Annotated in this window: 25 protein-coding genes; 13 read left to right on the plus strand and 12 right to left on the minus strand. The window is 73.6% G+C overall.

All coding sequences use genetic code 11. The annotated features are described in order from the left end of the window. Positions 1 to 96: 96 nt before the first annotated feature. The 5 genes from O2W53_RS07710 to O2W53_RS07730 form a co-directional block, all read right to left on the minus strand. On the minus strand, positions 97 to 558 hold the full coding sequence (locus O2W53_RS07710) for a DUF4383 domain-containing protein (RefSeq protein WP_269162424.1): 462 nt from the start codon (positions 556 to 558) through the stop codon (positions 97 to 99). 122 nt (positions 559 to 680) lie between these two features. Continuing rightward, positions 681 to 2,330, minus strand: coding sequence for a carbamoyltransferase family protein (locus O2W53_RS07715; protein ID WP_269162426.1), 1,650 nt, complete (start codon positions 2,328 to 2,330; stop codon positions 681 to 683). A gap of 166 nt (positions 2,331 to 2,496) precedes the next feature. Further along, the gene (locus tag O2W53_RS07720; protein ID WP_269162429.1) at positions 2,497 to 4,215 is read right to left on the minus strand and encodes a RecQ family ATP-dependent DNA helicase; all 1,719 of its coding nucleotides are present in this window, start codon (positions 4,213 to 4,215) and stop codon (positions 2,497 to 2,499) included. Between the two features lie 58 nt (positions 4,216 to 4,273). Beyond that, entirely contained in the window at positions 4,274 to 5,623 is a 1,350-nt protein-coding gene (locus O2W53_RS07725; RefSeq protein WP_269162430.1) for a phospholipid carrier-dependent glycosyltransferase, read from the minus strand. Between the two features lie 133 nt (positions 5,624 to 5,756). Further along, on the minus strand, positions 5,757 to 6,023 hold the full coding sequence (locus tag O2W53_RS07730; protein WP_269162431.1) for a hypothetical protein: 267 nt from the start codon (positions 6,021 to 6,023) through the stop codon (positions 5,757 to 5,759). Between the two features lie 211 nt (positions 6,024 to 6,234). Between O2W53_RS07730 and O2W53_RS07735 the strand changes: the two genes are divergently transcribed. From O2W53_RS07735 to O2W53_RS07770, 8 genes are all read left to right on the plus strand, one after another. Continuing rightward, positions 6,235 to 7,014, plus strand: a complete 780-nt coding sequence (locus O2W53_RS07735) for a polyprenol monophosphomannose synthase (RefSeq protein ID WP_442929276.1) — start codon at positions 6,235 to 6,237, stop codon at positions 7,012 to 7,014. 71 nt (positions 7,015 to 7,085) lie between these two features. Further along, entirely contained in the window at positions 7,086 to 7,478 is a 393-nt protein-coding gene (locus O2W53_RS07740) for a TOBE domain-containing protein (protein WP_269162434.1), read from the plus strand. Further along, positions 7,475 to 8,236, plus strand: coding sequence for a molybdate ABC transporter substrate-binding protein (gene modA / locus O2W53_RS07745; RefSeq protein WP_269162436.1), 762 nt, complete (start codon positions 7,475 to 7,477; stop codon positions 8,234 to 8,236). The genes O2W53_RS07740 and modA overlap by 4 nt, the downstream gene beginning before the upstream one ends. A 59-nt stretch (positions 8,237 to 8,295) precedes the next feature. After that, positions 8,296 to 9,075, plus strand: coding sequence for an ABC transporter permease (locus tag O2W53_RS07750; RefSeq protein ID WP_269162438.1), 780 nt, complete (start codon positions 8,296 to 8,298; stop codon positions 9,073 to 9,075). Further along, positions 9,072 to 10,118, plus strand: a complete 1,047-nt coding sequence (locus tag O2W53_RS07755) for an ABC transporter ATP-binding protein (RefSeq protein WP_269162439.1) — start codon at positions 9,072 to 9,074, stop codon at positions 10,116 to 10,118. Before O2W53_RS07750 ends, O2W53_RS07755 begins: the two co-directional genes overlap by 4 nt. A 12-nt stretch (positions 10,119 to 10,130) precedes the next feature. Further along, a complete protein-coding gene (locus O2W53_RS07760; protein WP_269162441.1) occupies positions 10,131 to 10,706 on the plus strand; it encodes a nucleotidyltransferase family protein in 576 nt (191 codons plus the stop codon). Positions 10,707 to 10,745: 39 nt separating this feature from the next. Beyond that, a complete protein-coding gene (locus O2W53_RS07765; protein ID WP_231558070.1) occupies positions 10,746 to 11,165 on the plus strand; it encodes a molybdenum cofactor biosynthesis protein MoaE in 420 nt (139 codons plus the stop codon). Between the two features lie 134 nt (positions 11,166 to 11,299). Beyond that, the gene (locus O2W53_RS07770; RefSeq protein ID WP_269162443.1) at positions 11,300 to 12,889 is read left to right on the plus strand and encodes a SpoIIE family protein phosphatase; all 1,590 of its coding nucleotides are present in this window, start codon (positions 11,300 to 11,302) and stop codon (positions 12,887 to 12,889) included. Between the two features lie 23 nt (positions 12,890 to 12,912). Here the strand turns inward: O2W53_RS07770 and O2W53_RS07775 are convergent, their stop codons facing one another. Genes O2W53_RS07775 through moaA form a run of 3 tightly spaced genes read right to left on the minus strand, consistent with a single transcriptional unit; the run spans position 12,913 to position 14,429 of the window. Further along, the gene (locus O2W53_RS07775; protein ID WP_036335332.1) at positions 12,913 to 13,116 is read right to left on the minus strand and encodes a hypothetical protein; all 204 of its coding nucleotides are present in this window, start codon (positions 13,114 to 13,116) and stop codon (positions 12,913 to 12,915) included. A 10-nt stretch (positions 13,117 to 13,126) separates the two neighbouring features. Further along, a complete protein-coding gene (locus tag O2W53_RS07780) occupies positions 13,127 to 13,378 on the minus strand; it encodes a MoaD/ThiS family protein (protein ID WP_269162445.1) in 252 nt (83 codons plus the stop codon). 1 nt (position 13,379) lies between these two features. Continuing rightward, positions 13,380 to 14,429, minus strand: a complete 1,050-nt coding sequence (gene moaA, locus O2W53_RS07785) for a GTP 3',8-cyclase MoaA (protein WP_269162446.1) — start codon at positions 14,427 to 14,429, stop codon at positions 13,380 to 13,382. Positions 14,430 to 14,575: 146 nt separating this feature from the next. Here moaA and O2W53_RS07790 point away from each other — a divergent pair, with 146 nt between their 5' ends. The 4 genes from O2W53_RS07790 (at position 14,576) to O2W53_RS07805 (ending at position 19,391) form a co-directional block, all read left to right on the plus strand. Beyond that, positions 14,576 to 15,814, plus strand: a complete 1,239-nt coding sequence (locus O2W53_RS07790) for an MFS transporter (RefSeq protein ID WP_269162449.1) — start codon at positions 14,576 to 14,578, stop codon at positions 15,812 to 15,814. A gap of 72 nt (positions 15,815 to 15,886) precedes the next feature. Further along, on the plus strand, positions 15,887 to 17,509 hold the full coding sequence (locus tag O2W53_RS07795; protein WP_269162450.1) for a peptide chain release factor 3: 1,623 nt from the start codon (positions 15,887 to 15,889) through the stop codon (positions 17,507 to 17,509). 17 nt (positions 17,510 to 17,526) lie between these two features. Beyond that, positions 17,527 to 18,414, plus strand: a complete 888-nt coding sequence (locus tag O2W53_RS07800) for a tryptophan 2,3-dioxygenase (RefSeq protein ID WP_269162452.1) — start codon at positions 17,527 to 17,529, stop codon at positions 18,412 to 18,414. 134 nt (positions 18,415 to 18,548) lie between these two features. Beyond that, positions 18,549 to 19,391 (plus strand): aldo/keto reductase, encoded by an 843-nt coding sequence (locus tag O2W53_RS07805; protein ID WP_269162455.1) that lies wholly within the window; start codon positions 18,549 to 18,551, stop codon positions 19,389 to 19,391. Positions 19,392 to 19,598: 207 nt separating this feature from the next. Here O2W53_RS07805 and O2W53_RS07810 read toward each other — a convergent pair whose 3' ends face one another. The 3 genes from O2W53_RS07810 to O2W53_RS07820 all read right to left on the minus strand — a co-directional run bounded on the left by O2W53_RS07810 (position 19,599) and on the right by O2W53_RS07820 (position 21,751). Next, on the minus strand, positions 19,599 to 19,964 hold the full coding sequence (locus O2W53_RS07810) for a GntR family transcriptional regulator (protein ID WP_269162456.1): 366 nt from the start codon (positions 19,962 to 19,964) through the stop codon (positions 19,599 to 19,601). Between the two features lie 23 nt (positions 19,965 to 19,987). Beyond that, a complete protein-coding gene (locus O2W53_RS07815; RefSeq protein WP_269162458.1) occupies positions 19,988 to 20,854 on the minus strand; it encodes a hypothetical protein in 867 nt (288 codons plus the stop codon). Positions 20,855 to 20,941: 87 nt separating this feature from the next. After that, positions 20,942 to 21,751, minus strand: a complete 810-nt coding sequence (locus O2W53_RS07820; RefSeq protein ID WP_269162459.1) for a DUF3097 domain-containing protein — start codon at positions 21,749 to 21,751, stop codon at positions 20,942 to 20,944. Between the two features lie 269 nt (positions 21,752 to 22,020). On the opposite strand from O2W53_RS07820, the gene O2W53_RS07825 reads away from it, so the two are divergent. Then, entirely contained in the window at positions 22,021 to 22,842 is an 822-nt protein-coding gene (locus O2W53_RS07825) for a PRC and DUF2382 domain-containing protein (RefSeq protein WP_269162462.1), read from the plus strand. A 93-nt stretch (positions 22,843 to 22,935) separates the two neighbouring features. On the opposite strand, the gene ppk2 is transcribed toward O2W53_RS07825, so the two are convergent. Next, positions 22,936 to 23,925 carry a polyphosphate kinase 2 gene (gene ppk2, locus O2W53_RS07830; protein WP_269162464.1) on the minus strand — a complete coding sequence of 330 codons (990 nt, stop codon included), beginning with the start codon at positions 23,923 to 23,925 and terminating at the stop codon, positions 22,936 to 22,938. Between the last annotated feature and the right edge of the window lie 12 nt (positions 23,926 to 23,937).

Raw genomic sequence — 23,937 nt, forward strand, 5'->3', positions numbered from 1 at the left:
GGCACTGGGTGCCACGCGCGACCGCCCGGACACCAGGTGGTGTCCGGGCGGTCGAGGTGGTGCTTGGTGTACCGGGTCAGGCCCCGGCCGCTGGGCTCAGCGGCGCAGGGACTGGTCCGACCCGTGCGTGGTGTCCACGGTCTTCACCGGGCCGAGTGCGATCGCCAGGCCGGCGATGACGCTGGCCAGGTGCAGCCAGTTGTCGGCCCAGTTGATGCTCAGGAAGTTCAGCGGCTCGTCCTCGCCCGCGGCGAACAGGCCGTAGACGAAGGCCGCCCCGTAACCGACGGCCAGCAGCCACCCGTACGTGCGGGCGGTGCTCAGCGTCCGGGCCAGCGCGATGCCGGCCAGGCCGATCACGAGGTGCACGATGTTGTGCAGCGGGTTGATGCCGAACCCGAGGATCGTCTCGTCGGTGTGTGCGGCGAAGTCGTCGAAGCCGGTGATGAAGAAGCCGACGATGCCGACGAGCGTGTAGACGACACCGATCGCCATGGCGAGCATCTGCGGCCAGGTCATGCCTCGGCGGCCGGCGCCGGGCAGGTCTGCGTTGGACATGGGTGCCTCCGTGTGGTCGTGCGCCGCCAGGTGCTCAGCGAGCGCACACAGGGAGTTCCCAGGCCTCCGGCACGAAAACGGCCGTCACCCGAACGGGTGGCGGCCGTTGCCGAATCGTCACCTCAAGAAGGGCGGGGTGTCGCCTTCGGTCGCCGGACGACGAACGGGCCGATCGCGAGCAGGTCGACCGGCGCCGAGCCGAAGCACTCCAGCGCGTCCCGGGGGTCGTCGACCATCGGCCGACCGGCGGTGTTCAGGCTGGTGTTCACCACCACCGGCAGCCCGGTGCGCCGCTCGAACGCCGAGATCATCCGGTGCACCAGCGGGGACGTCTCCGGGTCGATGGTCTGGATCCGCGCCGTCCCGTCGACGTGGGTGACGGTGGGGATGCGCTCCCGCCACTCGGGCGCCACGTCGTGCACGAAGAGCATGTACGGCGAGGGGATCGGCCCGCGGCTGAAGATCTCCGGCGCCTTCTCCAGCAGCACCATCGGGGCCACCGGGCGGAACTGCTCCCGTCCCTTGACGTCGTTCATCCGCTCCAGGTTGGCCTCGAAACCGGGGTGGGCGATGAGCGAGCGGTGCCCCAGCGCGCGCGGGCCGTACTCGCTGCGACCCTGGAACCAGGCGACGATGCCGTTGTCGGCCAGCACCTCGGCCACGGCCTCGGCCACGTCGTCCGGGCGCTCGTAGTCGATCGCCGCGGTGATCAGCACCTGCTCGATCTCGTCGTCGGACCAGCCCCGGCCGAGTGCGGCGCCCGGCATCGGCTGGGTGTCCTCGCCGAGCTCGCGGGCCACGTGCAGGGCGGCACCCAGCGCCGTCCCGGAGTCCCCGGCGGCCGGCTGCACCCAGACCTGCTCGAACGGGCTCTCGGCCAGGATCCGGGTGTTGGCCACGCAGTTCAGCGCGGTGCCGCCGGCCAGGGTGAGGGTCTTCTCGCCGGTCTGCTCGTGCACCCAGCGGGCCAGGTCGATCAGCACCTCCTCCAGCCGCTGCTGGACGCTGGCGGCCAGGTCGGCGTGGTCGGACGTCCACTGGTCGCCCTTGCCCAGGCGGGGGGCGAACTCGGTGTAGTCGATCTGCTCGGTGCGGAAACCGCCGTCGTCCGTGGCCCGGATCAGCTCGCTCAGCTCGCCGACGAAGCGGGGCTTGCCGTAGCTGGCCATCGCCATGACCTTGAACTCGTCGGAGCTGCGCAGGAAGCCCAGGTGGTCGGTGAGGTCCTCGTACATCAGGCCCAGCGAGTGCGGCAGTGCCTGGCCGGCGAGCACCTCGAGCTGGCCGTCGACGTAGCGGCCGGCCAGGTGGCTGTGTGCCTCACCGCGGCCGTCGAGCACCAGCACCGCGTTGTCCCGCTGCGGGGCGCCCAGGCCGGCGGACGCCGCGTGCGCGACGTGGTGCTTGACGAACCGCACCTTCGCCGGGTCGAGGCCGGGCAGGGCGTGGGCCAGGAAGTCCGGGGCCATCTCCGCGTACTTCTTGCGCATGACGTCGCCGTCGTCGAACAGCCCGGACTCCTCCGGGGTGCCCATCAGCGCCGGGTCGAAGGAGTAGGCGACCGCGTCCAGCTCCTCGGGGCGGATGCCGGCCTCGCGCAGGCACCAGGCCGCGGACAGCTCGGGCAGTTCCCAGGCGCTCCAGGGCAGCGGGCGCTTGCCGTGCTTGCGCCGGCTGAACCGCTCCTCCTCCGCTGCGGCGACGACCTTCCCGTCGACGACCAGCGCCGCCGACGGGTCGTGGTAGATCGCGTTGATGCCCAGGACCTTCACGTGCACTCCTCCCGGCCGGGCTCCAGCGGCCCGGTCCCTGTTCATGATCACGCCGGAGGTCGGGCGTTGCACGGTGAGCGGCAGGGATCACCCGGTTGGTGGGAACGCCTGGTCTTCGCCGAGCTGCGCGAGCAGCGCCGTCGCGGCCTCCTCTGAGCCCGGGTCCTCAGGCGCGGGAGCGCTGCCGCAGCAGGTCGTTGTCCAGCACGGCCTGCAGGCCGAGGGTCTTGTACCCGACCTCCTCGAACAGGACGACGATGCGGTCCTCCTCGTGCCGCATGACGACGCCGGGGCCCCACCCGGTGTGCTCGACGGTCGCGTCCACCGGGAACGGGTGGTCCGCGTCGGCGGCGTGCTCCTGGGAGAGCCCGGCGCTGCAGTTGTCGCAGTTACCGCAGGGGTGGTCCAGCTGCTCGCCGAAGTAGCCGAGCAGGAACTGCCGCCGGCAGCCGGTGGTCTCGGCGTAGCCACGCATCATCTCGATCCGGCTCTCGTCGACCCGGACGTGGTGCTCGGCGAGCTCTCGCGCGGCAGCGGCGGCCTGGCCGGGACGCGGTGCGTCGGGGGCCGGTGACGCCGTCCCCTCCTCGTCCAGGACGACGGCGCCCGCCCGTTCCAGCAGGTTGAGGTCGCGGACCAGCGGGGTCGCGGGGCGGCCGGTCTCCTCGCGCAGGTCGCGGACGTCCACGCCGTCCATCCCGGCTGCCGCCCCGGCCTGCACCAGCCCGGCGACCTGCTGCAGCTCCTCCTCGGCCGGGGCGCCCGCCGCGAAGAACCTGCGCAGCCCGAGGTCCTCCTGGCGGTAGACCAGCACCGCCACCGCCGGCTCACCGTCGCGGCCGGCCCGGCCGATCTCCTGGTAGTAGCTGTCGACCGAGTCGGCCGGTTCGGCGTGCACGACGAACCGGGTCTCCGGCCGGTCGATCCCCATGCCGAAGGCGGTGGTGGCGACGACGACGTCCAGTTCGTCGGCCTTGAACTGCCCCTGCACCTCGTCGCGGTCGCTCTTCTTCAGCCCGGCGTGGTACGCCCGGGCACGCAGCCCGCGGTCGGCCAGCGCCTCGGCGAGCTCCTCGGTGCTGCGGCGGGTGGCGCTGTAGAGGATCCCGCTGCCCCGCTCGGTCAGCGCGGTGACCCGGTCCAGGACGGCGGTGTGCTTGGCGTGCGCATCGGCGTGCTGCTCGACCTCCAGCCGGATCTCCGGACGGTCGAACCCGGCCACGACGACCTCCGGGTCGGTCATCTCCAGCCGTTCCACGATCTCGGCCCGGACCGGGGGCGCGGCGGTCGCGGTCAGCGCCAGCACCGTCGGGTGGCCCAGCTGCTGGACGACCCCGCCCAGGCGGAGGTAGTCCGGGCGGAAGTCGTGCCCCCAGGCGGAGACGCAGTGCGCCTCGTCGACGACGAACAGCGCCGGTGACGCCGCCCGCAACGCCTGGACCACCTCCGGCTTGGCCAGCTGCTCCGGCGCGAGGAAGCAGTAGCGGACCGTTCCGTCACCCACGCCGTCCAGCACGGCCCGGTGCTCCTGCGCGGACAGCCCGGAGTTGAGCACCGCCGCCCGGCCGACCCGCTCCTGGCCCAGTTCCGCCAGGCGCTGCACCTGGTCGCGCTGCAGGGCGATGAGCGGGGAGACGATGACGACCGGACCGTCCAGCAGGAAACCCGTGACGGTGTAGACCGCGGACTTGCCGGCCCCGGAGGGCAGCACGGCCAGGGTGTCCCGGCCGGCCGCGACCGCCTTCATGGCGTCCTCCTGGCCGGGGCGGAAGCCGTCGAACCCCAGCACCTCCCGCGCGGTCTCCCGGATCCGCCGGGTGCGCACGGAGGCCGACCCCCCGGCGGCGGTCGTGGAGGCGGCAGAGCGGTGGGCGGTCTGGGTCACCGGGCGCGACTTCCCGACCACCGAGATCGACAAACGACCCGCAGGCCGCACGGCACCGTCAGTCCCAGGAGTCGAGCCAGAACCGCAGCTCCAGCGCGTCGGACTCCAGCGGGAGCCCCAGCCAGACCGGGGCGAAGAAGGCGAACCCGGCGACGGACAGGGCGAGCGCCACGGCACCGACCAGCCGCGGCCGGCGGGTCGCCTGCACCGCACGGACCAGGCCCAGGGCGATGAACGGCACCACCGGGACCATGTAGAAGAAGTAGCCGGGCTTGTTCGCGGCCAGCCACGGAGCCCACAGCAGCACCAGGGGGACCAGGACGGTGGCCGCGACGCCGTCCCGGCGGGCGACCGCCCGCCAGAGCAGCACCGGGTAGGCCAGCAGGGCCGGCCACCACAGGCCCGGGTTGCCGAGCATGACGATGCGCGCCCGGGTGTCCGGCGGCACCTCGCACTCCCCGGCCTCCTGCTGCGCGGTGGTGCAGCTCTCGGCGTAGACCAGCACCGGCCGCTCCAGCCAGGGCCAGCCGAGCGGGCTGGAGCGGTAGGGATGGCTCGCCTCCAGCCCCACGTGGTAGTCGACCAGGTCGACCTGGCTCTGCGCCCAGGTCTCCAGCCGGTCGCCCACCGAGGTGCCGCACTCCCCGGCCTCGCAGGCCCGCTGTGCGGCGTAGCTCTCCGAGTAGTTGGCGAACCAGCCCGTGAAGGTGGCCAGGTAGACGGCGGCGGGGACCATCAGCAGGCTCAGCACGGCGCCGCCGGTGACCGCCACGGCGCGGCGGGTGGCCTGGCGGAACGGCTCGCCCCGGCCGCTGAGCTCGGTGCCCAGCACCAGCAGCCCAACCAGGCCGACGGCGAGCAGGCCGGACCACTTGGTGGCCACCGCCAGCCCCAGGGTGACCCCGGCCAGCCAGCGGTAGCGGGAGCCGACGAAGGACCGGCGCAGCCCCTCCCCGGCCTCGCGGGTGCGGCGGCGGGCGTCCCGGTCGAGCAGCGCGAGCCAGAACGCGGCGACGACGAACAGGGCGAGGACCGCGTCGAGCATCGCCATCCGGCTGGCCGTCACCGCGAGACCGTCCAGGGCGACGAGCACGGCGGCCAGCGCGGCCGGCGCCGTGCGGCGGAACAGGCGGAGCCCGCTCAGGTAGGTCAGCAGCACGGTGACCGAGCCGGCGACGGCCACGCCGACCCGCCAGCCGAACGGGGTGGAGCCGAACAGCTCCAGGCCGGCGGCGATCACCCACTTGCCCATCGGCGGGTGGGCCGGGCGGCCCTCCTCGACCCCTTGGGCCAGGTAGTCGGAGGCGTCGACGGCGTAGTACTTCTCGTCGAAGTAGAGGCGGTCCGGGTCGCCGAGGTCCCACAGCCGGATGGCGGCGGCGAGGCCGAGCAGGGTCAGTGCCACCATCCACTGAGGGAATTCGGGCAGTCGCCCTGGAACGGAGGACGGGCGGCGCCTGGAGGCGCCGCCCGTCTTCTGTTCCGCAACCGAGGACGCGGTTGCGCTCACTGGTCGAGTGCCCCAGCGGTCAGTCGAGGACTCAGCCCTCGGTCTCGGTGCTGAACTCGGTCTCGGTCTCGGTGTCGACCTCGGTCTCGGTCTCGACGACCTCTTCCTCGGTCTCGACCTCGGTCTCGGTCGGCTCGAGGGTCTCGGTGACCTCGGTCTCCATCTCCTCGGTCTCGGTGATCTCCTCGGTCTCGGTGACCTCGACGGTGCCCTCTTCCTCGGCGCCGCAGGCGGAGGCACCGAAGATGAGCAGGCCGGAGAAGGTGGCGGCAGAGACGCCGCGGACGAGCTTGTTCATGGGGTGCTCCTGTGTTCGGGGGAAGCGGTCGGTCAAAGGCATGTCCGCATATCGCCGCCCTCACACACCGAATGGGCATAACGATCAGGTCACAGCAGGTGAACTGTCTCTCTGCACAGGATTCGCACAACGATCCGGTAACGGCGAGTGTCGCCCAAATGATGTTGAAGAACGGAGTGTCCGAGAGGTCGGGACTGGTAATGGCGGGACGGTGAATCCTCGGTCCACGTGCGTCTGCATCCCCACCTATCAGGAGCGGGAGAGCCTGCCGCGCACGCTCGCCGGCGTGCTGCGCGCTGTCCCGGACGCCCACGTACTGGTGATCGACGACAACAGCCCCGACGGCACGGGCGAGCTCGCCGACCGACTGGCCGCCGACGACCCGCGGGTGCACGTGTTGCACCGCCCGGGCAAGGGAGGGCTGGGGCCGGCCTACATCGCCGGCTTCCGCTGGGCCTTGGCCGAGGGCTTCGACGTGGTGGCGCAGATGGACGCCGACGGGTCGCACCGCCCCGAGGACCTGCCCCGGCTGCTGGCGGCCCTGGCCGGAGCCGACGCCGTGCTGGGCTCGCGCTGGGTGCCCGGCGGGGCCGTCGCCGACTGGCCGCGCAGTCGGGAGCTGCTCAGTCGCACCGCCAACCGGTACGTGCGGGCCGCGCTGCGGCTGCCGGTGGGCGATGCCACCGGGGGCTTCCGGGCCTTCCGCCGGCACGCGCTGGAGCGGCTGGACCTGGACGCCGTCCAGAGCGAGGGCTACTGCTTCCAGATCGACATGACCCGGCAGGTGTGGACACGGGGCCTGCGGCTGGTGGAGGTGCCGATCCTCTTCGTGAACCGGGAGTTCGGCGAGAGCAAGATGAGCTCGCGGATCATCCGGGAGGCGCTGGTCCGGGTCACCGCCTGGTCGCTGACCACGCGGCGCCCCACGCCTGCCGCGGTGCGGCCGGCGGCCACGGGTGGCGAGCGGCTGGTCCACCGGGTCGCCGCCTGACCACCCCGTGGTCCGCGGTTGCGGGCCATCTGCTGGTTGTCCGTCCGCAACTGCGGAACTAGGGTGCCGGCGTGTCCACCTCCTACCGGATCGCCGAGGCCGCTGCGCTGCTCGGCGTCAGTGACGACACCGTCCGCCGCTGGATAGACAGCGACCGGCTGCCCGCCACCCGCGGCGGGGGCCCGGCGCAGGTCGACGGCGCGGAGCTGGCCCGGGTCGCCGCCGAGCTGCACGAGGCGCCCCAGCCGGGCGCCACCCGCTCGTCCTCGGCCCGCAACCGGCTCACCGGGATCGTCACCCGGGTGGTGCGGGACACCGTGATGGCGCAGGTGGAGATCCAGGCCGGGCCGTTCCGGCTGGTCTCGCTGATGTCCCGCGAGGCCGCCGACGAGTTGGGGCTGGAGCCCGGCGTCCGGGCGGTGGCCACGGTCAAGGCCACCCAGGTCAGCGTGGACGTGCCGTGAGGCGGCTGGTCGCCGGTGCCCTGCTGCTGGCCCTGGCTGGTTGCGGGGTCGACGACGGCGGACGGTCGATCGAGACGGACGGCGAGCTGGGCGGCACCCTCACCGTCTTCGCGGCGGCCTCGCTGACCGACGTGTTCACCGACCTCGGGGACCAGCTCGAGGCCGACCACCCGGGCCTGGACGTGCAGTTCAACTTCGCCGGCAGCTCCGCGCTGGCGACCCAGGTGACCCAGGGTGCGCCGGCCGACGTCCTCGCCTCCGCCGACGAGGAGGCTCTGGCCGCCGTCGCCGACCTGGGGGCCGGTGACCCCGCCGTCTTCGCGGAGAACACGCTGCTCATCGCCGTCCCGGCGGGCAACCCGGCTGGCGTGACCGGCCTGGCCGACCTCGCCGACCCGGGCCTGACCGTCGCCCTGTGCGCCGCCGAGGTGCCGTGTGGTGCGGCCGCCGCGCGGGTGTTCGACGCCGCCGGCCTCGCCCCCGCGCCGGACACCCTGGAGCAGGACGTGCGGGCGGCGCTGACCAAGGTGCAGCTCGGCGAGGTCGACGCCGCGCTGGTCTACGCGACCGACGTCGCGGCGGCCGGCTCGGCGGTGGAGGCGATCGAGGTCCCGGAGGCCGCCGACGTGGTCAACCGCTACCCGCTGATGGTGCTCGAGAGGGCACCCAACCCGCTGGCGGCGGAGGCGTTCGTCGACCTGGTGCGCTCGGACACCGGCCGCCAGGCCCTCACCGACGCCGGCTTCCGCCTCCCGTGACCCACCCCGTGGGGCCAAAGTCGCGACTTTGGCCCCGGAAGGGGGAAGGGGACGGCGGGGTGCCGGCGCCGCTGCTGGTCCCGGCGCTGCTCGGGGTGGCGTTCCTGGTGCTGCCGCTGTTCGGGCTGCTGGTGCGCGCGCCGTGGTCGGACCTCGGCCCGCAGCTGGCCCGGCCGGGTGTCGGCGAGGCGCTGCGGCTGTCGCTCGTCTCGGCCACCCTGGCCACCCTCGTCTCGCTGGTGCTCGGCGTCCCGCTGGCCTGGGTGCTGGCCCGGTCGCAGCTGCGTGGCCGGTCGGTGCTGCGCGCGCTGGTGACCGTGCCGCTGGTGCTGCCGCCGGTCGTCGGCGGGGTCGCGCTGTTCCTGGTGCTGGGCCGGCAGGGGATCATCGGTCGCTGGCTGTACGAGGCCACCGGCTTCTCGCTGCCGTTCACCACTGCCGCGGTCGTGATCGCCGAGACGTTCGTGGCGATGCCGTTCCTGGTGATCAGCGTCGAGGGCGCGCTGCGCGCCGCCGACGCCCGCTTCGAGGACGCCGCCGCCACCCTCGGCGCCGACCGGTGGACGACGTTCCGCCGGGTCACCCTGCCCCTGGTCGCACCCGGGATCGCGGCCGGCGCGGTGCTGTGCTGGGCGCGCGCACTAGGGGAGTTCGGCGCCACGATCACCTTCGCCGGCAACTTCCCGGGGACGACGCAGACCATGCCGCTGGCGGTCTACCTGACCCTGCAGCGCGACCCGGAGGCGGCGATCGTGCTGAGCCTGGTGCTGCTGGGTGTCTCCCTGGCCACCCTGCTGCTGCTGCGCGACCGCTGGCTGGGGCGAGGAACCGTCACATGAGCCTGGCCGCGCACGTCGTCGTCCGGCGCGGGACGCTGACGCTGGACGTGGAGCTGGCCGTGGCCGACGGCGAGGTGCTCGCCGTCCTCGGGCCGAACGGTGCCGGCAAGTCCACCGTCTTGCGGGTGCTCGCCGGCCTGCTGCGCCCGGACGCCGGCCGGGTGGAGGTCGACGCCGAGGTCTGGAACTCCTCCGACGTGCACCTGCCCGCGCACGCGCGGTCGCTGGGCATGGTGTTCCAGGACCACCTGCTGTTCCCCCACCTCTCGGTCACCGAGAACGTGGCCTTCGGGCCCCGCACCCGCGGCACTCCCCGGCCGGCGGCGCGGGCCGCGGCGGAGGACTGGCTGGCGCGGGTCGGGCTGGCCGGGCTCGGCGACCGGCGTCCCGGACAGCTCTCCGGTGGGCAGGCGCAGCGCGCCGCGCTCGCCCGGGCCCTGGTCGGCCGGCCGCAGCTGCTGCTGCTCGACGAGCCGCTGTCCGCGCTCGACGCCCGCACCCGGCTCACCGTGCGCGCCGAGCTGCACCGGCACCTCACCGACTACGCCGGCAGTGCCGTCCTGGTCACCCACGACCCGGTCGACGCGATGGCGCTGGCCGACCGGGTCGTCGTCATCGAGGAGGGACGGGTCGTGCAGGCCGGCACCCCGGCCGAGGTCGCCCGCCGGCCACGTACCGACTACGTGGCCCGGCTGGTCGGGCTCGTGCTGCTGGCCGGCCAGGGCGCCGGGACCCAGGTCGCGCTGGACGGCGGGGGTGTGGTCGCGGTCGCCGAGGACGTCGCCGGGCCGGTGTTCGTCGCCGTCCGGCCCGAGTCGGTGGCGCTCTACCTGCAGCGGCCGGTCGGCAGTCCGCGCAACGTGTGGCCGCTCCGACTGGCCGCGGCGACCCCGCACGGCTCGGTGGTGCGCTGCGACCTGGCCGGTGAGGTGCCGTTGACCGCCGACGTCACGGCGACGTCCTTCGCCGAGCTGGGGCTGGCCCCCGGCGCCGAGGTGTGGGCGTCGGTCAAGGCCAGCGAGCTCACCGTCTACCCGCGCTGAGAGAGTGGGGGCGTGACGTCGGATGCGCCCGTTGCCGGGCTCGTGCTCGCCGCCGGCGGTGGCCGCCGGTACGGCATGCCGAAGGCGCTGGTCGAGTACGAGGGCAGCCTGCTGGTCGAGCGGGCGGTGCGGACGGCGGCCGCGGTCTGCGACCCGGTTCTCGTCGTGCTCGGCGCCCAGGCGGTCGACGTCTGGCGCACCGCCGACCTGACCGGTGCGACCGTGCTGGCCAACCGGGACTGGGAGACCGGCATGGCCTCGAGCCTGCGCACCGGGCTGGACGGGTTGCGCGGCTGGCCCGGCCGGGTCGACGCCGTGCTGGTGCAGTTGGTCGACATGCCGGGGATGACGCCGGCGGCGCTGGCCCGGCTGGCCGAGCACGCGGCCCCCGACTCCCTGGCCGTCGCCAGCTACGACGGCGTCCGCGGGCACCCGGTGCTGCTGGGCCGCGAGCACTGGGCGGGGGTGGCCGAGACGGCGACCGGCGACGAGGGCGCCCGCGCCTACCTGGCCGCCCACGACGTCACCGAGGTCGACTGCACCGGGCTGGCCGACCCCACCGACCTGGACGTCCCGCCGACGGCGTGATGGCCCGCCCGAGCCCGGCCGGCGAGTACCTTCGCGGCCGTGGAGACGATCCTGGCCCGGGTGACCGAGGAGCCGCTGTCGGTCGCCGAGCACGAGGCGGCCGTCGCCGACAAGGCGGCCGGTGCGGTGGTCTCCTTCGCCGGCGTGGTCCGCGACCACGACGGTGGCCGCTCGGTCACCGAGCTGGAGTACACCGGGCACCCGACCGCGCCGGAGCTGATCGCCGAGATCGCCGCCGAGTTCGCCGCCCGGCCGGAGGTGCAGGCGGTCGCCGTCTCCCACCGGATCGGCCTGCTGGGCATCGGTGACGTCGCGCTCGCCTGCGCGGTCAGCGCCGCGCACCGCGGCCAGGCGTTCACCGCCTGCGCGGAGCTCGTCGACGAGGTGAAGGCGCGGCTGCCGATCTGGAAGCGGCAGGTCTTCTCCGACGGCGAGGAGGAGTGGGTCGCCTGCCCGTGACGGGTGGGCCGCCTGTGACGTCGCTCCTTGCCCGCCGTTCACCGGCATGGCATAACTGATCGACTCGACTCCAACCCGTGGGGCGAGTGCTCCTCCGGTGTACCGCAGGTGGCGGAATGACCGGGAGGTCCCACATGCCCTGGCGGGCTGGCGAACGTGTCGTCGAGGCGATGCCCTCGGGCTTCCTGTCCATGGACGCCGACTGGCGGATCACCTACGTGAACCAGGCCGGGGTGGCGATCCTCGGCATATCCCGCGAGGAGCTGGTCGGCGCCGACTTCTGGGAGACCTTCCCGGCCAACGTGGACAACGAGTTCGGCCGGGCCTACCGGCGCGCGGTCGCCACCGGTGAGCCGATCAGCGTGGAGGGCTTCTACCCGGCGCCGCTGAACCGCTGGTTCGAGGTGCAGGCGATCCCGGCCGAGGGTGGTCTGCTCTGCTACTTCTCCGACGTCACCGACCGCCGCACCGGCCGGGAGCGGCTGGCGATGATGGCGCGGGTCAGCGCCGAGCTGGCCGGCACCCTGGACGTCGACTCTGCGGCCGCCCGCATCCCACGGCTGATCGTCCCGGTGCTGGGCGACTGGTGCGTGCTGACCGTGCTGGACGACGACGGCCGCCCCCGGGACGTCGGCTGGTGGCACGTCGACCCGTCCCGCCGTGCCCTGGTGGAGCGGTACGCCGCCGTGCGGCTGACCTCGATGCCGGTCACCTCGCCCGTGGTGCGGGCGCTGCTCGGCGAGACCGTCGTCGCCGCGGCCGGTGACGTGGCCGCGCTGATGCCCGAGGGTGAGGCCCGGGACCTGCTGGGGCTGCTCGGCCCGCACTCCGGCGTGACGCTGCCGCTGCGCGGGCGGGGGCGGACGCTCGGTGCGCTGACGCTGTACTTCGACGGCGACCGCGTCATGGAGGAGGCCGACCTGGCCACCGCCCAGGAGGTGGCCGACCGGGCGGGCCTGGCGCTGGACAACGTGCGGCTGTTCTCCCAGCAGCGGCAGCTGGCCGAGGAGCTGCAGCGCAGCCTGCTCACCGGGGCCTTCACCCACGACCAGGCCGAGGTCGTCGTCCGCTACACCCCGGCCGCCGAGGCGGCCCGGGTGGGCGGCGACTGGTACGACGCCTTCCTGCAGCCGTGCGGGGCGACGATGCTGGTCATCGGCGACGTCGTCGGCCACGACACCGCGGCGGCCGCGGCGATGGGCCAGCTGCGTTCGCTGCTGCGCGGCATCGCGACCTACAGCGACGCGGGGCCGGGTGAGGTGCTGCGCGGCCTGGACGCGTCGATGGCCCAGCTGGACGTCGGCACCTACGCCACCGCGGCGGTGGCGCGGTTCGAGCAGACCCCCGACGAGCTGACCCGCGGGGTCACCCGGATGCGGTGGAGCAACGCCGGGCACCTGCCGCCGCTGGTGATCAACCCCGACGGCACGCTGGCCGCGCTGGCCGACTGGCGGGGCGAGCTGCTGCTCGGCGTCGACGCCGAGACCTCCCGCGGGGAGTCGGTGGTGACGCTGGACGGTGGGACGACGGTGCTGCTGTTCACCGACGGGCTCATCGAGAGTCGCGGCGGCGACCTGGACCAGGGGATGGCCCGGTTGCGGTCGGCCGCCGCGGAGCTGGCCGACAGGTCACTGGACGAGCTCTGCGACGAGCTGCTCGACCGGCTCGTGCACGGCCAGCCCGAGGACGACGTCGCCCTGGTCGCCATCCGCCTGCGCGGATAGCGACCGGCTGGCCGACCGGCGCGTCAGTGCGCGCCGGCGCCGGCCAGTCCGTCGTCGTCCCGGCCACGGCGCTCGCGCTCCGCCCGCTCCTCCTCGGCCTCGGCCTCCAGCTGGCGGGCCTCACCGTCGATGGTGGCCGCGGCGTCGCCGTGCGACTCGCCGTAGACCTGCTCGGCGCGGCCGAACAGCTCCTCGGCCTTCGCCTTGGCCTTGTCGAACACGCTCATCGGAGCCTCCTCATCCGCCGGCGAACGGGGGCAGGACGTCCACCACCGTGCCGGGCGTGAGCACCAACGCGCGGTCCCGGGTGGAGGTTCCGTCGACCAGGAAGGAGCAGGCGGTCAGGACCCGCTCCAGCCGCTCGCCGTGTGCGTCGGCGAGCTGGCCGACGAGCTCGGCCAACGTGCCGGCCTGCCGGGTCTCGGTGTCCACGCCGACCGCGGCGCGAGCGCCGGCGAAGTAGCGGACGGTGACGGTGGGTGCGCTCACCTCAGCCCCCGATCGCGGACATGGGACGGGAGGGCTGCAGGAAGCTCGGGTCGTCGATGCCGTGCCCGGGGAGCTTGGACAGCGTCGCGATCCGCCAGCGGTCGGCGATCTCGGCGTCGTCGGCCCCGCCGCGCAGCGCGCTGCGCAGGTCGGACTCCTCGCGGGCGAACAGGCAGTTGCGGATCTGCCCGTCGGCGGTGAGCCGGGTCCGGTCGCAGGCACCGCAGAACGACCGGGTCACCGAGGCGATGACGCCGACGGTCAGCCCGGTGTCGTCGACCAGCCAGCGCTCGGCCGGGGCGGCGCCCCGCTCCTCGACGTCCGGCGTCAGCGTGTGCGTGGCGGTGAGCCGGGCCAGGATGTCCTCGGCGGTCACCATCTCCCCGCGGGTCCAGGCGTGGTGGGCGTCCAGCGGCATCTGCTCGATGAAGCGCAGCTCGTAGCCGTGCTCCAGGCAGTACTCCAGCAGCGGGACGGCGTCGTCCTCGTTGATCCCGCGCATCAGGACGGCGTTGACCTTGACCGGCGTCAGGCCGGCGTCCCGGGCCGCCTGCATGCCGGCGAGGACGTCGGGCAGCCGGTCGCGGTGGGTGATCTGCTTGAACCGCTCGCGGTCCAGGGTGTCCAGGCTGACGTTGATCCGGTCCAGGCCGGCGGCCGCGAGCGCCGGTGCCATCCGGGACAGCCCGATGGCGTTGGTGGTCAGGCTGACCTCCGGGCGGGGGCGCAGCGCCGTGGTCGCCGCGACGATGCCGGGCAGCCCGGGGCGCAGCAGCGGCTCGCCGCCGGTGAACCGGACCTCCTGGATGCCGAGGTGCTCGACGCCGATCCGGACCAGTCGGACGACCTCGTCGTCGGTCAGCTGCTCGACCTTGGGTAGCCACTGGAGCCCTTCGGGGGGCATGCAGTAGGTGCAGCGCAGGTTGCACCGGTCGGTCAGCGAGACCCGCAGGTCGGTGGCGGTGCGCCCGTGCCGGTCGACGAGCCCGCCGCTGCCCGGGGTCACCTGCGGGCGCACCCGCGGGTCGGGGAGTGGGCTGGGAGTCGTCACGGCCCGAATGTAGTGCCGGAACGGCAGCTGGGTGCGGTCGTGGCGGACGCCGTCTCGCCCGGACGGCGGCTGCTACGTTCGCGGGGCCACCCGAGGGTCCGGCGGGAACCCCCGCACTCGCCTGTGGCCAGGAAGCGCGAGCAGCCGTGTCCCACGCCGTCTTCAGCCCCTACGCCCGGCTCTTCACCGTCCCCGGGGCCCGGGCCTTCTCCCTCGCCGGCTGGTTCGCCCGCGTGCCGATGGCCACCGTGGGCCTGGGGTCGGTGCTCCTCGTCCAGGCGGAGTCGGGCAGCTACGCCCTCGCCGGTGCCATCGCCGGCACCCTGTCGCTGGCCTTCGCCGTCGCCAGCCCGCAGTGGGCCCGGGTGATGGACCGGTACGGCCAGAGCCAGGTGCTGCGCTGGACGGCGCTGGCCTACCTCGTGCTGGGGCTGTCGTTCGTCGCGGTGGTGGTGGCCGGCGCCCCGGTCTGGACGTGGTTCGCGTTGGCCGTGCTGGCCGGGGCGAGCGGCACCAGCATCGGCTCGGTGGTCCGCAGCCGCTGGGCGCACGCGCTCGACGACCCGGCCCAGCGGCAGACCGCCTTCGCCTTCGAGTCGGTCGCCGACGAGGTCGTGTTCGTCACCGCACCCCCGCTGGTCACCTTCCTGGCCGCGCTGGTCTCCCCGCCCGCCGGGTTCCTGACCGGGCTGCTGGTCGGCGTCATCGGCGGGCTGGTGATGTCGCGGCTGGAGGCGACCGCGCCGCCGGTCACCCCCCGGGTGGCCGGGCAGCCGCACGTGCGGATCCGGGTGCTCACCGCGGGGCTCGTCGCCGTCGCCGTCACCTACCTGGCCATGGGCACGGTCTTCGGCGCGATGGACGTCGTCGTCGTCGGCTTCGCCGACGCGGAGGGCCGGCCGGCCATGGCCGGGGTGGCGCTGTCGGCGTACGCCGCGGGCAGCCTGGTCGCCGGGCTCGTCTACGGCGTCGTCCGGCTGCCGGGCGCGCTGGTCACCCGGTTCCTCGGCTGCGCGCTGCTGTTCGCCGTCGCCGCGCAGACCCTGTACCTGGTCAGCTCCCTGACGCTGCTGATCGCACTGGCCTTCCTCGCCGGCCTCACGATCGCCCCGGTGCTGGTCGCCGGGATGTCGCTGGTGGAGTCCCGGGTGCCGCGCGCGGCGCTCACCGAGAGCCTGACCTGGACGTCGACCGGCCTGACGGTTGGGGTCACCGCCGGCTCGGCGCTGGCCGGCACGGCGGTGGACCGGTGGGGCGCGGAGGCGGCGTTCGCCGTCCCGGCCCTGGGGGCGGCGCTCACCGGGGTGCTCGGGGTGGCCGCATGGGCGGTGCTCCGCCGGCCGACCGGGCTGGCCGCCGAGGTGGCCCCCGCGACGTCGCACTGACCGGCCCGCTCGGGACCGTCGCCGTACCATCGGACAGACCGTCCGCGCCACCTGAGGAGACCCGGCACCACGATGAGCACCGTCCCGAGCACGGAGCTCCGTCCCGACGCCGCCACCGGTGAGGTGCTGGCGCAGGCCGCCCGGCGGCGGACGTTCGCGGTGATCAGCCACCCCGACGCCGGCAAGTCGACGTTGACCGAGGCCCTGGCGTTGCACGCGCGGGTGATCGGGCAGGCCGGTGCGGTGCACGGCAAGGCCGGTCGGCGGGGCACGGTGTCGGACTGGATGGACATGGAGAAGGCCCGCGGCATCTCCATCACCTCCGCCGCGCTGCAGTTCGAGTACCGGGACACCGTGGTGAACCTGCTGGACACCCCCGGGCACGCGGACTTCTCCGAGGACACCTACCGGGTGCTGACCGCCGTCGATGCGGCGGTGATGCTCATCGATGCGGCGAAGGGCCTGGAGGCCCAGACGATGAAGCTGTTCGCCGTCTGCCGGCACCGCGGCATCCCGGTGATCACGGTGGTGAACAAGTGGGACCGGCCGGGCAAGGACGCCCTGGAGCTGATGGACGAGGTCGCCGAGCGCACCGGGCTGGCCCCGACCCCGCTGACCTGGCCGGTGGGCATCTCCGGTGACTTCCGCGGGGTGCTGGACCGCCGCGACGGCACCTACCGGCGGTTCACCCGCACCGCCGGCGGGGCGACCATCGCCCCGGAGGAGACGCTCACCCCCGCCGCCGCCGAGGCCCGGGAGGGCATCGACTGGACCCGGGCGGTCGAGGAGAACGAGCTGCTGGACGCCACCGAGGCCGACCACGACCAGCAGCGGTTCCTGGACGGTGAGACGACGCCGGTCATCTTCGCCTCCGCGGTCTCCAACTTCGGCGTCGGCGCGCTGCTGGACGTGCTGGTCGACCTCGCCCCGCCGCCCGCGCCGCGGCCCGACGCCGACGGTGCCCCGCGTCCCGTCGAGGCGTCGTTCAGCGCGTTCGTGTTCAAGGTGCAGTCCGGGATGGACGCCGCCCACCGCGACCGGCTGGCCTACATCCGGATCGCCTCCGGCGTCTTCGAGCGCGGCATGGTCGTCACCCACGCCACCACCGGCCGGCCGTTCGCCACCAAGTACGCCCAGCACGTGTTCGGCCGCGAGCGGGAGAGCGTCGACACGGCCTACCCCGGCGACGTCGTCGGCCTGGTCAACGCCAACGCACTGCACGTCGGCGACACCCTCTACGCCGGCACGAAGGTCACCTTCCCGCCGCTGACCACCTTCGCGCCCGAGCACTTCGCGGTGATGCGCGGCAAGGACACCGCCAAGTTCAAGCAGTTCCGCCGCGGGGTCGGCCAGCTCGGCTCCGAGGGCGTGGCCCAGGTGCTGCGCTCGGACCGCCGCGGGGACCAGGCGCCGGTGCTCGCCGTCGTCGGCCCCATGCAGTTCGAGGTGGCCGCGCACCGGATGGCGCAGGAGTTCGGCGCGCCGGTCGAGCTGGACCACCTGCCCTACCAGGTCGCGGTGCGCACCGACGCCGCCTCCGCCCCGGCCGTGGCCGCGGCCCGCGGGGTGGAGGTCTTCGAGCGCGAGGACGGCGAGCTGCTGGCGCTGTTCATGGACAAGTGGGACCTGCGCTCGCTCCAGCAGCGCAGCCCGGAGCTGACGCTGGAGCCGATGGTGGCCGCACAGCTGAGCTGAGGCGACAGACTGTCGCGATGACCACGCGCCAGTCCCCCAGCCCCCCGGCTCCGCTGGACGCCGGCACCCGGGCCGCCCGGGCCGCCGGCAACGCCGGCGAGCCCACCGTCGAGTTCGCCGAGGCGACTCCCTACGAGCAGTACGTGGGCGTCCGCCAGCTGGAGGCGCTGGTGCGGCCGGTGACCGAGCACCCGGCCGAGCCGGCGTTCCTGGTGGTCACCCAGGTGATGGAGCTGTGGTTCACGCTGCTGCGCCGGGAGTGGGAGCTGGCCCAGCGGCAGCTGCGGGCCGACGACCTGGACGCCGCGATCGGCTCGATCCGCCGGTCGGTGCACCACCTCCGGTCCCTGGACGCCAGCTGGGGCTCGCTGCTCTGGCTCACCCCGACGGAGTTCAACGGCTTCCGCGACCAGCTCGGCGAGGCGTCGGGCTTCCAGTCCTACGAGTACCGGCACGTGGAGTTCCTGCTCGGGCTCAAGGCGGAGTCCGTCGTCCGGCCGCACCGCGGGCTGCCGGTGGTGCACGCGGACCTGCAGCGTGCGCTGGCCGCGCCGTCCCTGGAGGACGACGTCCTGGCGTACCTGGCCCGCCGCGGCCTGCCGGTGCCGGCCACCGTGCTCGAGCGGGACCGCACGGTGACCCACGAGCCCGATCCCGCCGTCACGGCGCTGTGGGCCGAGGTCTACACCGACCCGCGGCCGGGCAACGAGCTGTTCACCCTCGGCGAGGCGCTCACCGACGTCGCCGAGGTGTTCACCACCTGGCGGCAGCGGCACGTCACCGCCGTCCGCCGGGCGATGGGCGCCAAGCCCGGCAGCGGCGGTTCGGCCGGCCTCGCCTGGCTGGAGCGCAGCGCCGCCCGGGTGGTCTTCCCGGACCTGTGGGCCGCCCGCACCGTGGTCTGAGCCGCATTCCCGGTTCATCGGTGAGATCAGTCGCGGGTAGCGACCGTGAGCCCGGGTAAGGGTGTGACAGGCCGGTCGCGCCCCATGAGGTCGCGCGCCGCCACCCAGACCGTCCGACGCTTGGAGGACCCCCCATGGCCACCGTGCCCACGATCACCCTGAACAACGGCGTCCAGATCCCGCAGCTGGGCTTCGGCACGTACCAGGTCAAGCCCGAAGAGACCGTCGAGGCCACCCGCACGGCCCTCGAGGTCGGCTACCGGCACATCGACACCGCCGAGATGTACGGCAACGAGGCGGAGGTCGGCGAGGCCGTGCGCCAGTCCGGCGTGCCGCGCGAGGAGGTCTTCGTGACCTCCAAGCTCAACAACGGCTTCCACGCCCGCGACGACGCCCTGAAGGCCTTCGACGGGACGATGGACGCGCTCGGCTTCGAGTACCTCGACCTGTTCCTTATCCACTGGCCGCTGCCGGGCATCGACGTCGACTACGTCGAGACCTGGAAGGCCATGGAGGAGATGTACCACTCCGGCCGGGTGAAGGCGATCGGCGTCTCCAACTTCAACGCCCACCACCTGCGCAAGCTGTTCGGTGAGACCGAGGTCCGCCCCGTGGTGAACCAGATCGAGGTGCACCCCTACTTCGCGCAGAACGACCTGCGGGCGTTCAACGCCGACCACGAGATCCGCACCGAGGCCTGGGCGCCGATCGCGCAGGGCAAGGTCCTCGACGACCCGACCCTCATCCGGGTCGGCGAGCGGTACGGCAAGAGCCCGGCCCAGGCCGCTCTCCGCTGGGCTGTCCAGCGGGGCGACATCATCTTCCCGAAGTCGGTCACCCGCGCCCGGGTCGAGCAGAACTTCGACCTGTTCGACTTCGAGCTCACCGAGGACGACATGCGCGAGATCGATGGTCTCGACCGCGCCGACGGCCGCAACGGCCCGAACCCGGACGAGTTCAACTACATCCCCAGCTGATCGAAGGACCCCCTCGCCCCCCACCACTCGCGAGCTCGTGGCGGGACCCTGCGAGGGGGCCGTTCCAGCGGGTCGCCAGCGGCCGTCGTCCTCTCGGGGACGGCGGCCGCTGGCCTGTCCGGGGCCATCGCGCGCCGTTCGTGCGCTGTGCACGTGCCGCAGGCCGTGCGATGCGCGCAGGACGCGGTCAGAGCGCCGTGACGAGCCTCAGCGGGGCGCAGCGGTGAGCAGCGCGGCCCGGACGACGGCGAGCACGGTGTCCCGCTCCACGCCGTCCTCCTGAGCGGTGCGGGCCAGCTCGGCCGCCAGTGCGCGTACCCGCTGCTCCCCCGGCGCGGGCGCGGCGGCCCCGCCGGTGACCACGGTGCCGGTGCGCCGGCGGCTGGCCACCAGCCCGGCGGCCTCCAGCTCGGCGTACGCCCGGGCCACCGTGCCCGTGGCCACGCCCAGGTCGGCGGCGAGAGCGCGCATGGTGGGCAACCGAGCGCCGTCGGCGAGCACGCCGCTCTGCACGTACGTCGCGATCTGGCCGCGGATCTGCTCGTAGGGCGGCGTCGGACTGACGACGTCCACCGTGATGTCCAGCCCCATGGACGTCAGACGGACGCCGGCTGGTCCGCCGGCACCCCGGGCGCGCGGACGAACCCGACGACGAGGCCGGCGAGCGCGGTCAGCAGGCCCGGCAGCGCGCCGGCCCACCCGGGCAGCGGCAGCGCGCCCACGTTGGCCGCCGCCATCCCGCCGACCAGCAGGAGGCCACCGGCCACCACCAGGGTCGCTGCGACGGCCGCCCGGAGCACCCGGTGCGCCGAGGCGCGGCGGAGGGCGCTCTCGATCCGGTCGTCCTCGGTGGCGACGGCGGGCCGGTTGGCGACGACCCACAGCGCGCCGACGGTGACCACGGCGAGCAGGAGCAGGCCGATCGCCGCCGGCCGGCCGTAGAAGAGGCCGGGGAACGGGCTGGCCGTCGACCAGGCCGGGTTGCCGTAGGCCGTCGAGCCGTGGGTCACCCGCCGGCCGGTCTCGTCGGCCAGGAGGGCACCGCCGGCGAGGACCGCTGCGGCGAGCCCGGCCGCGACGGCCGCCGTCCGCACCAGCCAGCGGGGCGCCGCGTCGAGCACACCCCGCCGCACCAGTTGCGCCCGCCGTACCTCGCCCTCCGGTCGGGGCCAGGTCAGCTCCCCGGCGGCGAGGACCAGGGTGTGCACGATGCCGAAGACGATCGGGACCAGCAGGGCCGTGACCCCCAGGCCGCCGGGGGCGGTGTTCCCCACCTCGCGAGCCGCGGTGGCCAGGGCGGCGGCGGCCCCGAGTGCCACCGCCGCGACGGAGGCCGAGCGGGCGTGCCGGCGGGCGGCCGCCACCGAGGCCTCCCGGCTGGGCGGTGACCGGCGGACGATGCCCACGCCGAGCGCGACGGCGCCGGCCAGCACCAGCACGGCGAGCAGCGGTACCAACGCCACGACGGCCTCCATGAGTCATTGAATCAAGTGATTGACACAATGACGCACGGCGGCGCGGTGCACAAGCCTGCCGCGGCGGCGTTCCGGCTACTCGGTGGTGACGAAGTCGATGAGCTCCTCGACCCGGCCGATCAGCGTGGGCTCCAGGTCGGTCCAGACACTCACCCGGGCCAGGATGCGCTGCGCCCAGACGTAGCCGGTGTCGTCCTCCCAGCCCAGCCGCTTGCAGACGCCGGTCTTCCAGTCCTCGCCCCGGGGGACCGTCGGCCAGGCCTTGATGCCGACCACCGAGGGCTTGACGGCCTGCCAGATGTCGATGAAGGGGTGCCCGACGACCAGGGCGTGGTCGCCGGTGATCTGGGCGGCGATCCGGGACTCCTTGGAGCCGGTCACCAGGTGGTCGACGAGCACGCCCAGGCGCCGTCCCGACGACGGGCGGAACTCCTTGACGATGCCCGGCAGGTCGTCGACGCCGTGCAGCGGCTCGACGACGACCCCCTCGATCCGCAGGTCGTGGCCCCAGACCTTCTCCACCAGCTCGGCGTCGTGCTTGCCCTCCACGTAGATCCGCCCCTCGCGGGCGACCCGCGCGCGGGCGCCGACCACGTAGGTCGAGCCCGACGCGCTGCGCTGCGGGCCCGAGGGCGCGTTCTGCTTCGGCCGCACCAGCACGACCGGTCGCCCGTCGACCCAGAAGCCGGGGCCCAGGGGGTAGGCCCGCACGCGGCCGTGGCGGTCCTCGAGGTGGACGACGTCCTTCTCGCACCGCACGACGGCGCCGACGAACCCGCTGCTGGGGTCCTCGACGACGACGTCCTTGAGAGCCTCCACCTGGGGTGAGGGCTTCTTCTGGGTGCGCGGGTGGACCAGGTTGTCGTAGGGCGAACGAGGAGGCACCCGTCCATGCTCGGCGCGCTCACCGCCCGATCCGGTCGCGACACGCCCGGTGCGACAGGTTCGCCCAGCTCCACGGCGTGTCCGCACGGGCGGTGCGTCGCCTGCCGGAACCCGCGTCGACCTGCGCGGACGGGGCCCGTGGTCGGTGTCGGCCCGGCGACACGCCCTACCACGGCGCTGGATCGATCTCGCGATCGCCGTTTTGCAACGCGCCGTGGCGGGCAGTGCAGAGAGCGAGACAGCATCACACGAACAGAGGAGCGGAACACATGATCGGCACCGAGACCCTCGACCGCGTGATCGGCGCAGACGTCATCGACGCCGACGGCAACAAGATCGGTACGGCCTCCGAGGTGTTCCTCGACGACCAGTCGGGCGCCCCCGAGTGGGTCACCGTCAAGACCGGCATGTTCGGCACCAAGGAGTCGTTCGTCCCGATCCGGGATGCTGACCTGACCGGCGACGGCCTGCGTGTCCCCGTGAGCAAGAGCGCGGTGAAGGACGCCCCGCGCATCGACTCCGACGGCCACCTCTCCCCGGCCGAGGAGACCGAGCTGTACCGGCACTACAACATGACCGAGTCGGCCGCCGCGCCGGCCGCCGGTGCCCCCGTCGCCGACACGACGACGACCACGGCCGACACCAGCACGACGACCACGGCCGACACCAACCAGCACGGCACCGTGGGCCACGACACCTCCGGTCCCACGACCGACGACGCCATGACCCTCTCCGAGGAGCGCGTCAAGGTCGGCACCCAGCACGTCGAGACCGGCCGCGCACGGCTGCGCAAGTACGTCGTGACCGAGAACGTCACCGAGACCGTCCCCGTGTCGCACGAGGAGGTCCGGGTCGAGCGTGAGCCCATCACCGACGCCAACCGCGGCGACGCCCTGGACGGCCCGGCGATCTCCGAGGAGGAGCACGAGGTGACGCTGCACGCCGAGCGTCCCGTCGTGGAGAAGGAGGCCGTCCCGGTCGAGCGCGTGCGCCTGAACACCGAGACCGTCACCGAGCAGCAGCAGGTGAGCGAGACCGTCCGCAAGGAGCAGGTCGACACCGACGAGGTCACCGACACCAACCGTCGCTGATCCCCGCAGCACACCACGCGCCCGCCCCGGTCCGCCGGGGCGGGCGTTGTGCTGTCCGGCCACGGATGACCCCGGGGCGGCCGAGGCCCTCCGTCAGTGGGCGGTCGGGGGCAGCGGGTCGCCGGGGCGGGGCATGACCGGTGCGCCGGCCTCCTCCTCGAGCACCTCGGCCGCCGAGCCCACGATCAGCGGGTCGGGCGTGCCGACGGCGGCGAGGTCCTTGCCGGTGTAGTCGAAGCGGGCCAGCACGTGCCGCATCGCCTCCAGCCGGGCGCGCTTCTTGTCGTTGCTCTTGATCACCGTCCACGGGGCGTGGCCGGTGTCGGTGTGCAGGAACATCGCCTCCTTGGCCTCGGTGTAGGCCTCCCACTTGTCCAGCGAGGCGAGGTCGGTGGGGGAGAGCTTCCACTGCCGCACCGGGTCGATCTGCCGCACGATGAACCGGCTGCGCTGCTCGCCCCGGGTCACCGAGAACCAGAACTTGACCAGGTGGATGCCGCTCTCGACGAGCAGCTGCTCGAACTCCGGGGCCTGCCGCATGAAGCGCAGGTACTCCTCCGCGGTGCAGTAGCCCATCACCCGCTCGACGCCGGCGCGGTTGTACCAGGAGCGGTCGAACATGACGATCTCGCCGGCTGCCGGCAGGTGCTGCACGTAGCGCTGGAAGTACCACTGGGTCTTCTCGCGCTCCGACGGCTTGTCCAGGGCGATCACCGTCGACCCGCGCGGGTTGAGGTGCTCGGTGAACCGCTTGATCGTGCCGCCCTTGCCGGCGGCGTCGCGGCCCTCGAACACCAGCACCATCTTCTGGCCGGTCTCCTTCACCCAGCCCTGGAGCTTCAGCAGCTCGATCTGCAGCCTGCGCTTCTCGATCTCGTACTCGCGCCGCTCCATCCGCTCGCTGTACGGGTAGCCCTCGCGCCAGGTGTCGACCCGGTTGCCGTCGGCGTCGAAGAGCTCCCGGTCGTCGTCCCAGTCCTCGTCGGAGTGCGTGTCCGGCAGGGCGTTGAGCCGCCACCGGGACAGGTCGAGGACAGGCGACGGTGTGCCCTCCGGGGCACGGTCACGCATCTGCTGGGTCACGTCGTCTCCGGT

Origin of the sequence: Modestobacter sp. VKM Ac-2978 (assembly GCF_026968025.1) — a bacterium.
Taxonomy (GTDB): Bacteria; Actinomycetota; Actinomycetes; order Mycobacteriales; family Geodermatophilaceae; genus Modestobacter.

Coding starts and splice junctions, on each gene's coding strand:
- O2W53_RS07710 (WP_269162424.1), bottom strand. CDS start 558: ATGTCCAACGCAGACCTGCCCGGCGCCGGCCGCCGAGGCATGACCTGG.
- O2W53_RS07725 (WP_269162430.1), bottom strand. CDS start 5,623: ATGGTGGCACTGACCCTGCTCGGCCTCGCCGCCGCCATCCGGCTGTGG.
- O2W53_RS07730 (WP_269162431.1), bottom strand. CDS start 6,023: ATGAACAAGCTCGTCCGCGGCGTCTCTGCCGCCACCTTCTCCGGCCTG.
- O2W53_RS07755 (WP_269162439.1), top strand. CDS start 9,072: ATGAGCCTGGCCGCGCACGTCGTCGTCCGGCGCGGGACGCTGACGCTG.
- O2W53_RS07770 (WP_269162443.1), top strand. CDS start 11,300: ATGCCCTGGCGGGCTGGCGAACGTGTCGTCGAGGCGATGCCCTCGGGC.
- O2W53_RS07775 (WP_036335332.1), bottom strand. CDS start 13,116: ATGAGCGTGTTCGACAAGGCCAAGGCGAAGGCCGAGGAGCTGTTCGGC.
- O2W53_RS07795 (WP_269162450.1), top strand. CDS start 15,887: ATGAGCACCGTCCCGAGCACGGAGCTCCGTCCCGACGCCGCCACCGGT.
- O2W53_RS07800 (WP_269162452.1), top strand. CDS start 17,527: ATGACCACGCGCCAGTCCCCCAGCCCCCCGGCTCCGCTGGACGCCGGC.
- O2W53_RS07805 (WP_269162455.1), top strand. CDS start 18,549: ATGGCCACCGTGCCCACGATCACCCTGAACAACGGCGTCCAGATCCCG.
- O2W53_RS07825 (WP_269162462.1), top strand. CDS start 22,021: ATGATCGGCACCGAGACCCTCGACCGCGTGATCGGCGCAGACGTCATC.